The organism is Sphaerisporangium sp. NPDC051017 (genome assembly GCF_040683095.1).
GTDB lineage: Bacteria > Actinomycetota > Actinomycetes > Streptosporangiales > Streptosporangiaceae > Sphaerisporangium.
In genome coordinates this window covers 123,759-140,172 of sequence record NZ_JBFBCI010000007.1, presented here as the reverse complement: position 1 = coordinate 140,172, position 16,414 = coordinate 123,759, and the positions used below count along the sequence as shown (strand labels likewise).

Sequence of the window (16,414 nt, the reverse complement as noted above, 5' to 3'; positions counted from 1 at the left end):
GGACGGGCCGGGTCGTCACGTCAGCTTCCCTTCGAAGACGGTCGGGCGGCCGCGCAGGAAGGTCGCGACGACCCTGCCCGGCAGTGTCATGCCCACGTACGGCGTGTTGCGGCTCTTGGAGGCGAACCCGTGCGGGTCGACGGCCGACCGCGCGGAGGGGTCCACCAGGGTGAGGTTCGCGGCGGCGCCGGCCTCCAGCGGGTGGCCGTGCGCGGACAGGCGGCCGATGCGCGCGGGCCGGGCCGACATGCGGTCGGCGACACCCGCCCAGTCCAGCAGCCCCGTCTCGACCATGGCCTCCTGGACGACCGACAGGGCCGTCTCCAGGCCGATCATGCCCATGGCCGCCGCCGGCCACTCGGTCTCCTTGTCCTCGACCGGGTGCGGCGCGTGGTCGGTGGCCACGCAGTCGATCGTGCCGTCGGCGAGCGCCTCGCGCAGCGCCCGGACGTCGGCGTCGGTGCGCAGCGGCGGGTTCACCTTGTAGATCGGGTTGTACGGGCCCGCGGGCGATGACTCGGCGCGGGCGTCGGTGAGCAGCAGGTGGTGCGGGGTGACCTCGGCCGTGACGTTCCAGCCCTTGGACTTCGCCCACCGGATGATCTCGACCGACCCGGCCGTGGACACGTGGCAGATGTGCAGGCGGGAGCCGACGTGCGCGGCCAGCAGGCAGTCGCGCGCGATGATCGCCTCCTCGGCGACCGCGGGCCAGCCGGTCAGGCCGAGGCGGCCCGACACCGCGCCCTCGTTCATCTGCGCGCCCTCGGTCAGGCGCGGCTCCTGCGCGTGCTGGGCCACCACGCCGTCGAACGCCTTGACGTACTCCAGCGCCCGGCGCATGAGCACGGCGTCCGAGACGCACACGCCGTCGTCGGAGAAGACGCGCACGCGGGCCGCGCTGTCGGCCATCGCGCCGAGCTCGGCGAGCTGCCTGCCCGCCAGGCCCGCGGTGACCGCGCCCACCGGCTGCACGTCGCAGTGCCCGGCCTCCTGGCCGAGTCGCCACACCTGCTCCACGACGCCCGCGGTATCGGCCACCGGCGAGGTGTTGGCCATCGCGTGCACGGCGGTGAACCCGCCGAGCGCCGCCGCGGCCGTCCCGGACTCCACCGTCTCGGCGTCCTCGCGGCCCGGCTCGCGCAGATGGGTGTGCAGGTCGACCAGGCCGGGGAGTGCGATCAGGCCGTCGGCGTCCACGCGGGCGGCGCCGGGGGCGTCCACCTCGCCCGGCGCGCCGACCTCGGCGACGAGGCCGTCCCTGAGCAGCACGTCACGCGGGTCGCCCCCGAGAACGCGGGCGCCCCTCAGAAGGTAGATCACTGGTTTCCCCCGATCGCGGGCTCTGAGCCGGACAGAAGCAGGTACAGCACGGCCATGCGGACGGTCACGCCGTTGGTGACCTGCTCGACGATCGTGGAGCGCTCGCCGTCGGCGACCTCGGCGGCGATCTCCATGCCGCGGTTCATCGGCCCCGGGTGCATGACGATCGCGCCGTCGGGCATGCGGCCCATCCGCTCCGGATCCAGGCCGTAGCGGCGGCTGTACTCGCGGGCGGAAGGGAAGTAGGACGCGTTCATGCGCTCGTGCTGCACGCGCAGCATCATCACCGCGTCCGACTTGGGCAGCACCGCGTCGAAGTCGTAGGAGATCTCGCACGGCCAGTCGTCCATCGCCACCGGCAGCAGCGTCGGCGGGGCGACGAGCGTGACCTCGGCGCCGAGCGTGTGCAGCAGGTGGACGTTGGATCGGGCCACCCTGCTGTGCAGGACGTCGCCGACGATGGTGACCCGGCGGCCGTCCAGCTCGCCGAGGCGGCGCCGCATCGTGAAGGCGTCCAGCAGCGCCTGCGTCGGGTGCTCGTGGGTGCCGTCGCCCGCGTTCACCACGCTGCCGTCCACCCAGGTGGCCAGGCGGTGCGGGGCCCCGGACGCGCCGTGGCGGATCACCACGGCGTCGGCGCCCATCGCCTGCAGGGTGAGCGCGGTGTCCTTCAGGCTCTCGCCCTTGGAGACGCTCGACCCCTTGGCCGAGAAGTTGATCACGTCCGCGGACAGGCGCTTGGCCGCGGCCTCGAAGGAGATGCGGGTGCGGGTCGAGTCCTCGAAGAAGAGGTTCACGACCGTGCGCCCGCGCAGGGTGGGCAGCTTCTTGATCGAGCGGCCGGAGACCTGGGCCAGTTGCTCGGCCGTGTCGAGGATCAGCAGGGCGTCCTCGCGCGAGAGGTCGGCCGTGGACAGCAGGTGGCGCTTCATCGCTGGCCTCCCCTCAGCAGGACGGCGTCGCGCTGGTCGGTCTCGGCGAGGCAGACCCGCACCGTCTCGGCCCGGGAGGTGGGGAGGTTCTTGCCGACGTAGTCGGCGCGGATGGGCAGTTCGCGGTGGCCGCGGTCGACCAGGACCGCCAGGCGGACCGCCGTCGGGCGGCCGAGATCGTTGAGCGCGTCCAGCGCGGCGCGGACCGTGCGCCCGGAGTAGAGGACGTCGTCCACCAGGACGACGATGCGGCCGTCCACGCCGTCCTCGGGGAGGTCGGTGCGGCCGAGGGCGCGGGCCGGCCTGAGCCGCAGGTCGTCGCGGTACATCGTGACGTCTAGGGAGCCGAAGGCGACCGGGCGGCCCTCGACCTGCTCGATGCGGTCGGCCAGCCTGCGGGCCAGGACGGTGCCGCGGGTCGGGATGCCGAGCAGGAGGAGCTTCTCGGGGCCCTTCGCGCGCTCGAGGATCTCGTGCGCGATGCGGGTGAGGGCCCGGTTGATGTCCGGGGCCTCCAGGACCGCGCGCTCGCCGTCGCGGGGGTCGCCGTTCCGCGCGTCCTGACCGTCCTGACCGGTCTGATCATTCGGGCCGGTCCGGCCGTCGTCGTGCCGCGCGTCGTCCGGGACGTCGTTCCGGCCCTGCCGGACGCCGTCGTGCGCCTGGTTTCGGGCGCCGTTCATGAAGGTCACCGCCTTTCCCGCCTCACAGGACGGGGTTTAAAGGATCTGGTGCCCTCACGTTAGCAGCCTGTCCGAGAACAGCCCGAACCGGTTCGCCCTTCCCAACCTGGGCGGATACCCTTCCGCTGACCTGGGGCGACGTCGCCGCCACGGTGTGCGGGGCCCGGCCCCGCGCACGCGGCGGGAGGCCCTGCCCGTCACGCGGGACCGCGCGGCGCGCGGGGCACGGGCGCTCCGGGAAGGGAAATGCGCCAAGATACGAGGAACGGGAGCGGCGATTGTGACCGCCTAGATCAGCACCCGACCGGACAGGATTCGGCATCTTTTTTCCAATCAGCTTGACCAATCACGTCCACACCTTTACCGTCACTGTCCGTAACCACACCTCGCGACGTACTCGGGTAAACCGCGACGCTCCGGTCACCGATGGTGCCTGCCCCGGGTCCTAGACCCGAGCGCCGCCGCATTCGTCGCTAGGCGCACAATAAGTGAGAACGTTCATAGAAAGCCGGGGGCCAACCAATGCCGTCTGACTACGCCAAGTCGCTGGGCGCGCGACTCCGCGCCATCCGCACCCAGCAGGGTCTATCACTGCACGGGGTCGAAGAGAAGTCGCGCGGCAGGTGGAAAGCCGTCGTCGTCGGCTCCTACGAGCGCGGCGACCGTGCTGTAACCGTTCAGAAGCTCGCGGAGCTGGCCGACTTCTATGGGGTTCCGGTCTCCGAGCTGCTTCCCGGGGGCTCCGCTCCCGCGCCGCTTGGCCCGACGCCGAAACTGGTGATCGACCTGGAGCGGCTCGCCCAGCTTCCCAAGGAGAAGGCCGGGGCCCTTGCCCGTTACGCGGCCACGATTCAGAGCCAGCGTGGCGACTACAACGGCAAGGTGCTGTCGATCCGCCAGGAGGACCTTCGTTCTCTCGCGGTCATCTACGACAAGTCGCCCACCGAGCTGACCGAAGAGCTCATCAACTGGGGAGTGCTCGACGCCGAGGCGCGCCGCGCCGTCGAATCGTTCTGAGCGCCGCTCCGCTCGCTCTGAGCGCCGCTCTTCTCGCCACGAGAGCCGTTCCCCAGAGGCGTCCCTCTCGTCGCGCGAGCGGTCGCGCTCATTACGGTTCCCCGCGCCGACCGGGGAGAACCGCGAGCCGTTCCTCCAGCACCTCTCCCACCGACGTGCGGACCGGGGATCCCGGGGCGATCCCCGCACCCGCCGCCACCCCGTGACGGCACTACCCCGCCAGGGGCGAGTTCACCGGGAGGGCCGACTGGCCGGGGACGCCGAGGATGTCCTCGACGAGGGCGACGAACGTGCGGGCCTCGCCGATCAGCTCGTCGGCGTCCAGCGCCGACACCACGCGCACCATGCCGGCCTCGGCCATCGCCCGCTTGCGCGCGCTCTCGGCGAAGTAGGCCGCCCACTGCGTGAGCTTCGGCTCGGCCTCGGGTAACAGCTCCCACGCGCTGCGCAACCGCCTCCTGCGCCCGTCCATGGGCCTCGGGAGCGCCGCGAGAATGGCGGCCGCCGCACGCAGCGCCGCGAGGTGCGCCGAGACGTAACGCTCGGCCGGGGTTCGTGTGGCCGCGGCGTCGGCCAGGCACGCGTGCGCGTCGGCGAGATGCGCGCGGACGGTCTGGGAGACCCGGGGACCTTCTCCGGGCTGTCGAGTCATGCCACCCTCCTTGGGTCGTGGCCCCGGCGGTGACCGCCGGTGATAACACCGTCGCAGACGCCACCGACAATTCCGATGGCCTGCGGCCCCATGATCACTCCGGCGGGCTCGTCTCCCTCGCTCTCTCGGCCCCGCCGGCGGCCTGACGCCGGGGCGGCCACGGAGATCGCGCCCCGCCTCGGCCGCCTGTCGCTCCAGAGGTATTCGGTTGTTCTCGGTCAGCGGGTCTCGGGTTCGTCGTCGGGATGTCGCGCGGGGTTCGGAGGACGGGTCCCGGCGTGCCGGCCACCCGCGGCCGGACGAGGAGCTTCCCCTCTCCCCGCCCGGCCAGTGCTTCGCGCGGCGGGCGCGCACGACGCTCACCCGCCGGGTAGTGGGGGCAGGCCGCGAGTCCTGCCCCCACCATGTCGAACATAAATTCGATGACCTGCGATGTCAAGCATCACACGAACAAAGGTTCGATCATACGAACGGGTCACGGGACACGAAAGGGCCGCGAGCGTCGGCTCGCGGCCCTTCGGTCGTGCGGTCGTGCGGTGGGTCAGCGCGGGAACTTGCCCCGGACGTGCACCGGGACGCCGGTGCCGAGCAGGGACGGCAGGGCCTCGGCGACGTGCATCGGAAGCCGGACGCACCCGTGCGAGGCGGGCGCGAGCGGGACCGACAGCGCGCCGTGCAGGGCGATCCCCCCGTTGAAGAAGATCGGGTTGTAGAGCTGCCCGAGGTAGGACCTGTGCCAGCCCGACCGCCGCCAGGTGGTCTTGAAGTCGCCGGTCGGCGTGCGCGCGTCACCGCAGAACCGCTGGACCTTGCCCTGCCAGGTGGCCGTCTCGCAGTAGGGGATGCCGCTGCCCGAGGAGATGTGGGTGATCAGCTTCACCTGCCCCGCCCGGTACAGCACGGCGATCTGCTTGGTCAGGTTGACCTCGACCCGGTCGGGCTTGCCGTTCGGGACCAGGACCTGCGGCGCCTTCGGGTTCTCCAGCGCCCGCCACGTGCGCGCGCTGACGGTGCTCGTCGGGGAGAGCCCCTGGATCTTCTGGAACGCCCACACGGCGGACTGTGTGGTCCCGCCGTAGCGCGAGTCGATCTTGCCCGGCGCGTAGCCGAGTTCGAGCAGCCTGGTCTGAAGCTGCTTCACCGCGGCGCCCTTGGCGCCGATCTTCAGGCTGACGTGCGGTGCCGCGAAGGGCGTGACCGCCGTCCGCGCGCTGACCGGCGTCGTGTGGATCGCGACCGCCGCGCTCGTGGCCCCGGCTCCCCCAGCCTGGCCGCTCCGGTGGATTCCCGCCGCGTGGCCCGAGACGAGCCCCGAGACGAGCACGGCTCCCGCGGTCATCACCGCCGCGGCGGCGAGCCGCCTTCCAACCCCCATGTCAGAACTTCCTCTCGACAACATCATGTTCGGACCAACGGACACTAGCGCAACGATCATCTCCGGCCGCCTGGCGTCACGGAGATGTAATCAATGGCTGATGCCGGTCAATCTGTTTAGAGTGTCCGGGTGCCAGAAAAGTTGCGTCCGACCGTGCTGAAGGTGACCGCGGCCCTGCGCGCGTCCGGGGCCACCGGCGAGGTGGTCGTGTTCGATGACGCCATCCCGACGGCCGCGGCGGCGGCCGCCCGGCTCGGCTGCGAGGTCGGGGCGATCGCCAACAGCCTGATCTTCGACGCGGACGGCGAGCCGCTGCTGGTGCTCACCAGCGGCGCCCACCGCGTCGACACGGCCCTGGTCGCCGGCCTGGTGGGGGTGTCGAAGGTGAAGAGGGCCGCCCCCGATTTCGTGAAGGCCGCGACGGGGCAGACGATCGGCGGTGTGGCCCCGGTCGGGCATCCGGCGCCGATCCGCACGCTGGTCGACACCTGGCTGGGCAAGCACGAGGTGGTGTGGGCCGCCGCGGGCCATCCGCACACGGTCTTCCCGACGACGTTCGACGAGCTCGTGCGCATCACGGGCGGGACGCCCGCCGACGTCGAATAGCGGGCGGCGAGGGCGAACGCCGGATCGCATGGCGCGGGGCCGTCCGAATCTTCACCGGCGAGACACCCGAAACGCCGGGTTAACGCCCCGAAGCACACTATGGTCGGGTTTGGTCGTGCCTCTTCGTGGTCCTGCTAGTGTGCGACGAGTGATCGAACTGCGACGCGCCGGTGCCAAGGAGTTCACCGCTGAGCTCGATTCGGTGATCGCCACGTACACCGCGGCGATGCGCCCGCCGCCCGAGCAGCTCTCGGGGCGGCAGAGCATCATGCGCAACCACGCGACGTTCCCGGACTTCGCCTGCCTGTTCGCCCAGACGCCGGGCGGTCAGGTCGTCGGGTTCGGATACGGGTTCCACGGCGCCCCGGGGCAGTGGTGGCACGACGTCGCGCGCCGGGGCCTGGCCGAGCGCGCGGGCGTGGGCGCCGCGGCGGCGTGGTTCGAGAACGCGCTGGAGATCGCCGAGATCCACGTCCACCCCGATTACCAGGGCAAGGGCATCGGGCGCAGGCTCGTACTGGGCCTGTGCGAGGGCCGCGCCGAGCGCACCGCCGTGCTGTCCACCCACGACCAGCCGACGGCGGCGCGGCATCTGTACCGCCGGCTGGGCTTCATCGACCTGATGGGGATGTTCGTCTTCCCCGGAGGCTACGAGCACTACGCGATCGTGGGCAGCACCCTACCGTTGCGCGCGCCGGACTGACTCGAACCTATTGCCGCGCCTTCGGCACGGCGGGTTCGGGGCGCACTTCAGGCGCCCCGAACGGGTCAGCCCGCGGTCGCGGGGACGGCGGAGGGCACCAGCGCCTGGTACACCTCGCGGGTGGCGCTGGACTTGTTGAAGGTGATGAAGTGGATGCCCGGGGCGCCCTCGTCGAGCAAGGTCTGGCACAGCTCGGCGGCGTGCTCGATGCCGAGACGGCGGACGGCCTCGGGGTCGTCGGCGACGGCCTCGAAGCGCTCGGCCACCTCGGGCGGGAACGGCGCGCCCGACAGCTTCTCGGACCGCGCCATGGTGCTCATCTGCGTGACCGGCATGATGCCCGGGATGATCGGCGTGTCGCAGCCGCGGGCGACGACGCGGTCGCGCAGCCGCAGGTAGTCGTCGGCGCGGAAGAACATCTGGGTGATCGCGTAGTCGGCCCCGGCCCGGCACTTCTGCACGAAGTACTCGGTGTCGGACTCGACGGACGGCGACCTCGGGTGACGGTAGGGGAAGGCCGCGACGCCGACGCAGAACTCGCCCGCCTGGCGGATCAGCCGCACGAGGTCCTCGGCGTACTCGACGCCCTCGGGATGCTTGATCCACTCGGCCAGCGGGTCGCTGCCGGGCGGGTCGCCGCGGACGGCGAGGATGTTGCGCACGCCCGCGTCGGCGAACCTGCCGACGAGGTGGCGCAGCTCGCGCAGGGAGTGGTTGACGGCGGTGAAGTGGGCGACCGGCGTGAGAGTGGTCTCGTGGGCGAGCCGCTCGACGATCTCGATCGTGCGGTCGCGGTTGGACCCGCCGGCGCCGTAGGTCACGGACACGAAGGTCGGGCGCAGCGCCTCCAGCTCGCGGATCGCGCGCCACAGCTGACGCTCCCCCTCGTCGGTCTTCGGGGGGAAGAACTCGAACGAGAACGACCGGCCGCCGGAGGCGAGCAGTTCCCTGACGGTGGGAACGCGGTCGGGGCGCATGGAGGATCGACCCAAAGACATGGCCCCAAGGCTACAGGTCGGATGCGAGCCGCACCCCTCGTGAACGTGCGGTTCTGACCGGGCTCCGGTATGTGAGGGGTTGATCGCGGCGCGTTCGCCCCTCTCGTCCTCTCTCGGGACCTCGGATCCGGGGCGGCGGCCGGGCGTCACGGCGCGCGGTCAAGGGAGGGACAGGGATCAGAACGTCATAAAGCTCCCACTAATCTCAGAGCATGACCGCTTTGTTCCAGTGGGACCACCTTCGCTCCGAAATCGACCGCCGCCTCCGGATGTTCGTGGACCGGCAGCGCCCCCTGGTCGGCGCGCCGGAGCTGGCCCCTCTGCTCGCGGCGGCGGAGGACTTCCTCGTGGGCGGCAAGCGGCTGCGTCCCGCGTTCTGCTACTGGGGCTGGCGTGGCGCGGGGGGCGAGGAGGACCCGGCGATCTTCACCGCCGCCGCCTCACTGGAGCTTCTGCAGGCCAGCGCCCTGGTCCACGACGACGTGATGGACGCGAGCGACCTGCGCAGGGGTCAGCCGTCCGCGCACAGGCGGTTCCAGGCGCTGCACGAGCGGTCGGGCTGGCGGGGCTCGTCGGCGCAGTTCGGCGAGGGGGCGGCCGTCCTGCTGGGCAGTCTGCTGCTCGTCTGGTCGAGCGAGATGTGGCGGACGAGCGGCCTGCCGGCCGAGGCGCTGGCCGCGGCCGAGCCGGTTCACGACATCATGCGCACCGAGCTGATGTGCGGTCAGTACCTCGATCTCCTGGAGCAGGCGCACTTCGAGAACACCTTCGACAGCGCCCTGCGGGTCGCCCTGCACAAGAGCGGCAAGTACTCCGTCGAGCAGCCCCTGCGCCTCGGCCTGGTGCTGGCCGCACGCGGCCAGGAGCCGTGGATCGACCGGCTGTGCGTGGAGTACGGGCAGAAGGTCGGCATCGCCTTCCAGCTGCGCGACGACGTGCTCGGCGTGTTCGGCGACCCGGCCCAGACCGGCAAGCCCGCGGGCGACGACCTGCGCGAGGGCAAGCGGACCATGCTGATCGCGCGCACGCTGTCGGCGGCCTCCGAGCGCCAGGCCGGCGACGTACGGCGCCTGCTCGGCGACCCGGCCCTGGACGCGGACGGCGTCGAGCGGCTGCGCCGGATCATCGAGGACACCGGGGCCCTGGCCGCGAGCGAGGAGATGATCAAGCGCTACCACGACGACGCGCTGAGCGGCCTGGAGCGCGCGCCGATCACCGCCGAGGCCCGCGCGGCCCTGGAGGAGCTCGCGGCCGCCGCGACCTCCCGCCAGAGCTGAGCCGCGCCGTCAGGCGGCGCGCAGGCGCCGGGCGAACTCCGCCGCCGCCGCGCCCGGGTCCTCCGCCTCGGTGATGGCCCGCACGACCACGACCCGCGTGGCGCCGTACCCCATGACCTCGTCCAGCGTGCCGAGGTCGACGCCGCCGATGCCGAACCAGGGACGATCGGTCCCCAGCGAGGCCGCGTGCTTCAGCAGCTCGGGCCCGGGCGCGGAACGCCCGGGCTTGGTCGGCGTCGGCCAGATCGGCCCGCAGCAGAAGTAGTCCACGCCGTCCGCGGCGGCCGCCGCGGACGCCTCCGCGTCGCTGTGCGTCGACCGCCCGATCAGGATGTCCGGCCCCAGCATCGCCCGCGCCACCGCCACAGGAAGATCGTCCTGCCCGAGGTGGAGCACGTCGGGACGGGCGGCGAAGGCGATGTCGGCCCGGTCGTTGACCGCGAGCAGGGCTCCGTGCCTGTCGCAGGCCTCGCGGAACACTTCGAGCAGCTCCAGCTCCTGCCGGGCCTCCAGGCCCTTCTCGCGGAGCTGGACGATGTCGACGCCGCCCGCGAGGACGGCGTCCAGGAACTCTTCCAGGTCGCCCTGACGGCGGCGGCCGTCGGTACAGAGGTAGAGCCTCGCGTCAGAAACCGAGCGCCTGGGCACGCCTCTTCACCTCGGTGTGCCGGCCGGCGACGATCGCGTCGACCGGGGCCCCCGGCAGGGAGTCGTCAGGGGTGAAGAGCCACCGCAGGGCCTCGACGTCGTCGTACCCCGCGTCCGCCAGGACGGTCAGAGTTCCGGGCAGGCCCTTGAGCACGTCGTCCCCGGCGATGAAGACCGCCGGCACCTCCGGTTCTGGGCCGCCCCTGCGGACGCCGATGAGCTTCTTGTCCTTGAGGAGCTGCTTGGCCCGCCCGGCACTGAGCCCGAGCCGGCCGCCTACGTCCGACAGGGGGAGCCATTCCCCCACGAGCTGGTCGGTTTCCCGATCGATCTGCGCAACAGAAAGCGTCACGAGTCCACAACTACCACGTCGTAGGAGGTCTCAAACACCCCCACAGGGGTCACAAGCAGTCACGCAAGGGTATCAATGGGTCCTTGGCGCGATCTTCGTCCAGCCTTTGCCCGCCCTCGACGATCCGGCGCCCCTGGACGAGGTCGCGTGGGCGGTCCACCGTGAAGATCGCCGCGAGACGGTCGTTTTCGGTCAGCCAGATCGCGGCCCACTTGGGGTCGGACGCCGGATCGCCGCGCAGCACGAGGCGGGCACCGGTGTGGTGGCCGGCGTACTGGAGCATGCGGCCGAACTGCTCCGACCAGAAGTACGGGACGGGGTCGTACACGGCGGTCTGGCCGAGCAGGGTGGCCACGGCGGTCTCGGGGGCGTGCAGCGCGGTGTCCCAGTGCTCGATGCGCAGGCGGCGGCCGAAGCGGCGCGACCACCAGTTGGCGCAGTCGCCGACCGCGACGACGCGGTCCATGGACGTGCGCAGGTGCTCGTCGACCAGGACGCCGTTGTCCAGCGCGATGCCCGACCCGGCGAGCCATCCGACGGCCGGGCGCACGCCGATGCCCGTCACGACGACGTCCGCGGGGATCCAGGAGCCGTCCATCATCGCGAGCCCGCCCGGGTCGACCGAGCCGACCATGGTGCCGAGCCGCAGCTCGATGCCGGCCTCGGCGTACCAGGGGGCCGTGTGGGCGCCGATCTCGGGGCCGAGGGCGGCGGCCAGGGGCGAGGCGGCGGCCTCGACGACGGTCACCTCGCATCCCGCGCGGCGCGCCGCCGTGGCGATCTCCGCGCCGATCCAGCCCGCGCCGACGATGGCCACCCGCGTGCCGGGGGTCAGGCGCGCCCGCAGGGCCAGGGCGTCGTCGATGGTGCGCAACGTGTACTGGGGCCCCTCGCCGCGCAGCCTGATCGGGGTCGCGCCGGTGGCGATCACCAGCCCGTCGTACTCCAGCTCGCCCTCGGTCGTCTCCACGACACCCTCGCGCAGGCCCTTGGCGGCGACCTCGGTGCGCAGGTCGATGTCCAGGGCCCCGAGATCGGAGTCCACGACGGTCGAGTCCAGGTCGCCGGCCATGACGGCCTTGGACAGGGGTGGCCGATCGTAGGGGCGATGCCTCTCGTCGCCCACCAGAGTGACGCGCCCGTGGTACCCGCGCGCCCGCAGCGCTTCGACACTCCGTACGCCGGCCAGCCCGGCGCCCACCACCACGACATGATTCACAACTTGACAGTAAGCGGCGAGCCGGGTAACCCGCCAACGGCGATTTGGTAACGAATTGGCTCACTACTACACACGCGGGGTGATGAGAACGCTCAAGCGGGTGCGCGACGGCGTACCAAGGCAGGAATAGGCACAGGGACAGGAATAAGCTTGTCCCGTCAGACGCGCGGGAGTCCGGCGAGACCGGGCTGAGAGGAGGGCTGGCGGCCCTCGACCGCAAAGACCTGATCCGGATCATGCCGGCGAAGGGAGCGAGACCTCATGGTCGACACGGGCGCCGATAGCGGCTCAGCCGGTGCCGCGGACGTCGTGGTCGTGGGCGGCGGCATCGCCGGCCTGTCGGTGGCCTGGCGCGCCGCGGCGGCCGGGCACAAGGTGGTCGTCGCCGACCCCTCCCCCGGCTCGGGGGCCACCCACGCCGCCGCGGGCATGCTCGCCCCGGTGAGCGAGGTCACCTACACCGAGGAGCCGCTGCTGCGCCTCGGCCTGGCCTCGCTGGAGCTGTGGCCCGCGTTCGCGGCCGAACTGTCGGAGGAGTCCGGCCTGGACGTCGACCACCGCGCCGACGGCACGCTGGACGTCGCCTTCGGCGCGGACGACCTGGCCGCCCTGGACGAGCTGGCCGAGTTCATGGGCAAGCTGGACCTGCCCGTCGAACGCCTGACCGGGCGCGAGTGCCGGCGCGCCGAGCCGATGCTGGCGCCCTCGGTCCGCGGCGGGCTGCTGGCCCCGGGCGACGCGTGGGTGGACCCGCGCCGGGTCACCGCCGCCCTGCTGGCCGCGCTGCCGCGCCGGGGGGCGTCCGTGGTGCGCGAGCGCGCGGCCGGCCTCATGGTCGAGCGCGGCGCCGCGCGCGGGGTGCTCCTGGGGGACGGGCGCGCGCTCGCCGCCGAGCGGGTCGTGCTGGCCGCCGGGGCGTGGTCGGGGGCCCTTCCGGGCCTGCCGCCGGAGGTCGCGCCGCCCGTGCGCCCGGTCAAAGGGCAGATCATGCGGCTGCGCGGCGCGCCGGGGTTCCTCGGCCGCTGCGTGCGCGGGGTGGTCCGCGGCTCCAGCGCGTACCTGGTGCCCCGCGGCGACGGCGAGATCGTCCTCGGCGCCACGCAGGAGGAGATGGGGTTCGACACCCGCGTGACCGCCGGCGGGCTGTGGGAGCTGCTACGCGACGCCCGCGAGCTGGTCCCGGGCGTGACCGAGCTGGAGGTGTCCGGCGTCAGCGCGGGCCTTCGCCCCGGAACGCCCGACAACCTGCCCGTGCTCGGGGCGACGGCGATGGAGGGCCTCCTGCTCGCCTCCGGCCACCACCGCGGCGGCGTCCTGCTCGCCCCCCTGACCGCGGGCCTCCTCGCCGCCGAGCTGGACGGGACGCTCGCCGGGTCCGCGTACGAGGACGCGGCGGCGGTCTGCTCGCCGCGCCGCTTCCACCGGGCGGCGCACGGATCGGGGAACGGCACCACCGGCCACCATCGATGACCAAGGAGGGTCGGGGCGCCCCCGGTCCGCGCCAGGGATCCGCCCCGCAACCGCGATGAACGTGACGATCAACGGAAACCCCTGCCGGCTGCCCGAAGGCGCCACCGTCGCCCACGCCGTCGAGGTGCTCACCTCGGCCGTGGCGGGCGTGGCGGTGGCCCTCAACGACGAGGTGGTCCGCCGCGGCGCGTGGGACTCCACGCCGCTGGGCGAGAACGACCGCGTCGAGGTGCTGACGGCGGTGCAGGGTGGATGACCCCCGTACGACCCAGGTGAGGACTCAGATGAGACCGGCGGGACCGGCGAGACAACGGAGGTGGCACGGATGACGAGCGTGACCGAGCCGAGGACGGCGGACGAGAAGCGCGACGCGGGCCCGGCGGACGACGCGCTGGCGCTCGGCGGCGAGACGTTCGCCTCGCGCCTCATCATGGGCACCGGCGGCGCGCCGTCGCTGGAGGTCCTGGACGAGGCGCTGGCCGCGTCCGGCACCGAGATCACCACGGTGGCCATGCGCCGGCTGGACCCCTCGGCCCGCGGGTCGGTGCTGGACGTGCTGCGCGCACGGGGCGTCAAGGTGCTCCCCAACACCGCGGGCTGCTACACGGCCGGAGAGGCGGTGCTCACGGCGCGCCTGGCCCGGGAGGCGCTCGGCACCCCCTGGGTGAAGCTGGAGGTGATCAGCGACGAGCGCACCCTGCTGCCCGACCCGATCGAGACCTTCGACGCCGCCGAGCGGCTGGTCGCCGACGGGTTCGTCGTCCTGCCCTACATCGGGGACGACCCGGCGCTGGCGCGGCGCCTGGAGCAGGCCGGATGCGCCGCCGTCATGCCCCTCGGCTCCCCCATCGGCTCGGGCCTCGGCATCCGCAATCCCCACAACATCGAGCTGATCGTGGAGGCGGCGGGCGTCCCGGTGATCCTCGACGCTGGCATCGGCACGGCGAGCGACGCGGCGCTGGCGATGGAGCTAGGATGCGACGCGGTCCTGCTCGCCAGCGCGGTCACCCGCGCCCGCAGGCCCGGCCTGATGGCCGCGGCGATGAAGCATGCCGTGACGGCGGGCCGTATGGCGCGCCTCGCGGGCCGGATCCCCCGGCGGAGGTACGCTGAGGCCTCCTCACCGGCGATCGCGGCCGGTGCGCACGAGTAGTGGCCCCTTCCAGACGGGAAAACATGTCGGCATCGGTTTGGGATGTGCTTGCCCTCGTCCTGGCAAACCGCCCGTAAACTCACTCCCGTGGACACGACGGTTGCGGACCCCCTCGTAGGGCGAGTGCTGGACGGGCGCTATCGCGTCGAGTCACGTATCGCCCGCGGTGGCATGGCCGCTGTCTACCTGGCCAGGGACGTGCGGCTCGACCGCACGGTCGCCCTGAAGGTCATGCACCGCTCCCTCGCCGAGGACCCCGACTTCGTGCGGCGGTTCATCGGCGAGGCGAAGTCCGTCGCCAGCCTCTCCCACCCCAACGTCGTCCACGTCTTCGACCAGGGCACCGACGGCGACCACGTCTACCTGTCGATGGAGTACGTCCCGGGGCGCACCCTGCGCGACGTCCTGCGGCAGCGTGGCCGCCTGCCCGCGCGCGAGGCCCTGGAGATCATGATCCCGGTGCTGGCCGCGCTCGGCGCGGCCCACCAGGCGGGCATGGTCCACCGCGACGTCAAGCCCGAGAACGTCCTGCTGAGCGACGACGGCCGCGTGAAGGTCGTCGACTTCGGGCTCGCCCGAGCCATCGACTCGGGCAACCAGACCCGCACCGGCGTCATGATCGGCACGATCGCCTACATGTCGCCCGAGCAGGTCACGGCGGGGGTCACGGACGCGCGCAGCGACGTGTACGCCGCCGGGGTGATGCTGTTCGAGCTGCTGACCGGGCGGCAGCCCTACCAGGGCGAGACCCCGATGTCGGTGGCCTACCGGCACGTCCACGACCGCGTGCCCGCGCCGTCCTCGCTGGCGCCCGAGAGCCCGGCCGTGCTGGACCGGCTCGTGCTGTCCGCCACCGACCGCGACCCGAACCACCGCCCGACCGACGCCACGGCGCTGCTCGTCGCGGCCGTCGAGGCCCACCGCGCGCTGCCGCGCGACCCCGCCCCGGCCCCTCCCCATCCCGTCCCGGCCCCGGCCCCGGCGCCCGCCAACCCCACGCTCGTCCAGTCGCGCACCGAGATGCTCACCACGCCGGGGATCGCGCCCCCGCCGCCCGGCCACCGCGAGCGGCGGCGCGTCCGGCCGGTCTGGTTCATCGTCGCCCTGGCCGTGGTCATGACCGGCGCGATCGGCGCCACGGGCTGGTGGTTCTCCGAAGGCCGGTACACCAAGGTCCCCGACCTGCTCGGCATCAACGTGACGGTCGCCAAGGCCGAGGCCGAGAAGCAGGGCTTCAGCGTCAAGATCGGCGAGCCCGAGAACGACACCAAGCTCGGCGAGAACAAGGTGCTGCGCACCGACCCGGAGTCCGGCCGCGAGGTGATCCAGGGCGCGCTCATCACGCTGATCCCGTCCGCCGGCCCGCGCAAGATCGCGGTGCCCAACGTGGTGAACCTCTCCGAGGCCGACGCCCGCAGCAAGATCTCCGAGGCCGGGCTCACCGCAGGGGCCGTCAGCCGCGTGCCGAGCGACACCGTGCAGCGCGGCCTGGTCCTGCGCACGAGCCCGCAGGTCGGCACGCGGGTGAAGGAGGGCGGCACGGTCCAGATCGTCCTCAGCGCCGGTCAGCTCATGCCCGACGTGAGCGAGATGCAGTGCGACCAGGCCGACGCGTTCCTGCGCGGGAAGGGCTTCATCCCGACGGTCGTCCAGCAGACCGACGACGCCCAGCCCGGCACCATCATCGCCCAGTCCCCCGCCGCGCGCGCCGAGGTCACCGCCGGTCAGGGCGTGCAGCTCACCTGCTCCAAGGGCCCCGACACCGGCTTCCACTGGCCCTGGGAGAACCCGGAGGACCAGAACGCGCAGCCCGGCCAGGCCCTGGTCCCGATCCCGGACGTCCGCTTCAAGAAGGTCGGCGAGGCGGCGGAGGAACTGCGCACGGCCGGTTTCAAGGTCCGCGTCCGCAAGATCGCGGGCTCCGGGGCCGTGGTCGCCGAGAACCCCCTCGGGCAGGCCCCGGCGGGCACCCGCATAACGATCTGGCACTGAGCGTCTCCGCTCGGGAG

17 protein-coding genes and 1 riboswitch are annotated in these 16,414 nt (G+C 72.5%); of the genes, 8 read left to right on the top strand and 9 right to left on the bottom strand.

Features of this window, described 5'->3' with window-relative positions; translation table 11 throughout:
* Window positions 1–15: 15 nt before the first annotated feature.
* From AB0M95_RS09170 to pyrR, 3 genes are read right to left on the bottom strand one after another with little or no spacing between them, the layout of a single operon-like run.
* Window positions 16–1,317 carry a dihydroorotase gene (locus AB0M95_RS09170; protein WP_358514210.1) on the bottom strand — a complete coding sequence of 434 codons (1,302 nt, stop codon included), beginning with the start codon at window positions 1,315–1,317 and terminating at the stop codon, window positions 16–18.
* Window positions 1,317–2,252 carry an aspartate carbamoyltransferase catalytic subunit gene (locus AB0M95_RS09165; RefSeq protein WP_358513541.1) on the bottom strand — a complete coding sequence of 312 codons (936 nt, stop codon included), beginning with the start codon at window positions 2,250–2,252 and terminating at the stop codon, window positions 1,317–1,319. The genes AB0M95_RS09170 and AB0M95_RS09165 overlap by 1 nt, the downstream gene beginning before the upstream one ends.
* On the bottom strand, window positions 2,249–2,935 hold the full coding sequence (gene pyrR, locus AB0M95_RS09160; RefSeq protein ID WP_363761439.1) for a bifunctional pyr operon transcriptional regulator/uracil phosphoribosyltransferase PyrR: 687 nt from the start codon (window positions 2,933–2,935) through the stop codon (window positions 2,249–2,251). Before pyrR ends, AB0M95_RS09165 begins: the two co-directional genes overlap by 4 nt.
* Before the next feature lie 522 nt (window positions 2,936–3,457).
* Here pyrR and AB0M95_RS09155 point away from each other — a divergent pair.
* Window positions 3,458–3,952: a transcriptional regulator gene (locus AB0M95_RS09155; protein WP_358513537.1), complete on the top strand. Its 495-nt coding sequence runs from the start codon at window positions 3,458–3,460 to the stop codon at window positions 3,950–3,952.
* Between the two features lie 211 nt (window positions 3,953–4,163).
* On the opposite strand, the gene AB0M95_RS09150 is transcribed toward AB0M95_RS09155, so the two are convergent.
* Both AB0M95_RS09150 and AB0M95_RS09145 read right to left on the bottom strand, forming a co-directional pair.
* A complete protein-coding gene (locus tag AB0M95_RS09150) occupies window positions 4,164–4,604 on the bottom strand; it encodes an SAV_6107 family HEPN domain-containing protein (protein ID WP_358513535.1) in 441 nt (146 codons plus the stop codon).
* Between the two features lie 541 nt (window positions 4,605–5,145).
* Window positions 5,146–5,979: a L,D-transpeptidase family protein gene (locus tag AB0M95_RS09145; RefSeq protein WP_363761436.1), complete on the bottom strand. Its 834-nt coding sequence runs from the start codon at window positions 5,977–5,979 to the stop codon at window positions 5,146–5,148.
* Between the two features lie 129 nt (window positions 5,980–6,108).
* Here AB0M95_RS09145 and AB0M95_RS09140 point away from each other — a divergent pair, with 129 nt between their 5' ends.
* Entirely contained in the window at window positions 6,109–6,585 is a 477-nt protein-coding gene (locus AB0M95_RS09140; protein WP_363761434.1) for a YbaK/EbsC family protein, read from the top strand.
* Window positions 6,586–6,733: 148 nt separating this feature from the next.
* A complete protein-coding gene (locus AB0M95_RS09135; protein ID WP_363761432.1) occupies window positions 6,734–7,288 on the top strand; it encodes a GNAT family N-acetyltransferase in 555 nt (184 codons plus the stop codon).
* A 65-nt stretch (window positions 7,289–7,353) separates the two neighbouring features.
* Here AB0M95_RS09135 and metF read toward each other — a convergent pair whose 3' ends face one another.
* Window positions 7,354–8,286, bottom strand: coding sequence for a methylenetetrahydrofolate reductase [NAD(P)H] (gene metF / locus AB0M95_RS09130; protein WP_363761430.1), 933 nt, complete (start codon window positions 8,284–8,286; stop codon window positions 7,354–7,356).
* Between the two features lie 212 nt (window positions 8,287–8,498).
* Between metF and AB0M95_RS09125 the strand changes: the two genes are divergently transcribed.
* Window positions 8,499–9,563, top strand: a complete 1,065-nt coding sequence (locus AB0M95_RS09125; protein WP_363761428.1) for a polyprenyl synthetase family protein — start codon at window positions 8,499–8,501, stop codon at window positions 9,561–9,563.
* Window positions 9,564–9,572: 9 nt separating this feature from the next.
* Here the strand turns inward: AB0M95_RS09125 and thiE are convergent, their stop codons facing one another.
* From thiE to AB0M95_RS09110, 3 genes are read right to left on the bottom strand one after another with little or no spacing between them, the layout of a single operon-like run.
* Entirely contained in the window at window positions 9,573–10,211 is a 639-nt protein-coding gene (gene thiE / locus AB0M95_RS09120) for a thiamine phosphate synthase (protein WP_363761426.1), read from the bottom strand.
* A complete protein-coding gene (locus tag AB0M95_RS09115) occupies window positions 10,189–10,563 on the bottom strand; it encodes an Rv2175c family DNA-binding protein (RefSeq protein ID WP_363761424.1) in 375 nt (124 codons plus the stop codon). Before AB0M95_RS09115 ends, thiE begins: the two co-directional genes overlap by 23 nt.
* 49 nt (window positions 10,564–10,612) lie before the next feature.
* Window positions 10,613–11,782 carry an FAD-dependent oxidoreductase gene (locus AB0M95_RS09110; RefSeq protein WP_363761422.1) on the bottom strand — a complete coding sequence of 390 codons (1,170 nt, stop codon included), beginning with the start codon at window positions 11,780–11,782 and terminating at the stop codon, window positions 10,613–10,615.
* 156 nt (window positions 11,783–11,938) lie between these two features.
* Window positions 11,939–12,050, top strand: a riboswitch (TPP riboswitch).
* Between AB0M95_RS09110 and thiO the strand changes: the two genes are divergently transcribed.
* The 4 genes from thiO to pknB all read left to right on the top strand — a co-directional run bounded on the left by thiO (window position 12,044) and on the right by pknB (window position 16,397).
* Window positions 12,044–13,252, top strand: a complete 1,209-nt coding sequence (gene thiO, locus AB0M95_RS09105; protein ID WP_363761420.1) for a glycine oxidase ThiO — start codon at window positions 12,044–12,046, stop codon at window positions 13,250–13,252. It overlaps the preceding riboswitch by 7 nt.
* A gap of 55 nt (window positions 13,253–13,307) precedes the next feature.
* Window positions 13,308–13,508, top strand: coding sequence for a sulfur carrier protein ThiS (gene thiS, locus AB0M95_RS09100; RefSeq protein ID WP_363761418.1), 201 nt, complete (start codon window positions 13,308–13,310; stop codon window positions 13,506–13,508).
* 69 nt (window positions 13,509–13,577) lie between these two features.
* Window positions 13,578–14,405, top strand: coding sequence for a thiazole synthase (locus AB0M95_RS09095; protein WP_363761416.1), 828 nt, complete (start codon window positions 13,578–13,580; stop codon window positions 14,403–14,405).
* An 87-nt stretch (window positions 14,406–14,492) separates the two neighbouring features.
* On the top strand, window positions 14,493–16,397 hold the full coding sequence (gene pknB / locus AB0M95_RS09090) for a Stk1 family PASTA domain-containing Ser/Thr kinase (RefSeq protein ID WP_363761414.1): 1,905 nt from the start codon (window positions 14,493–14,495) through the stop codon (window positions 16,395–16,397).
* Window positions 16,398–16,414 lie beyond the last annotated feature (17 nt).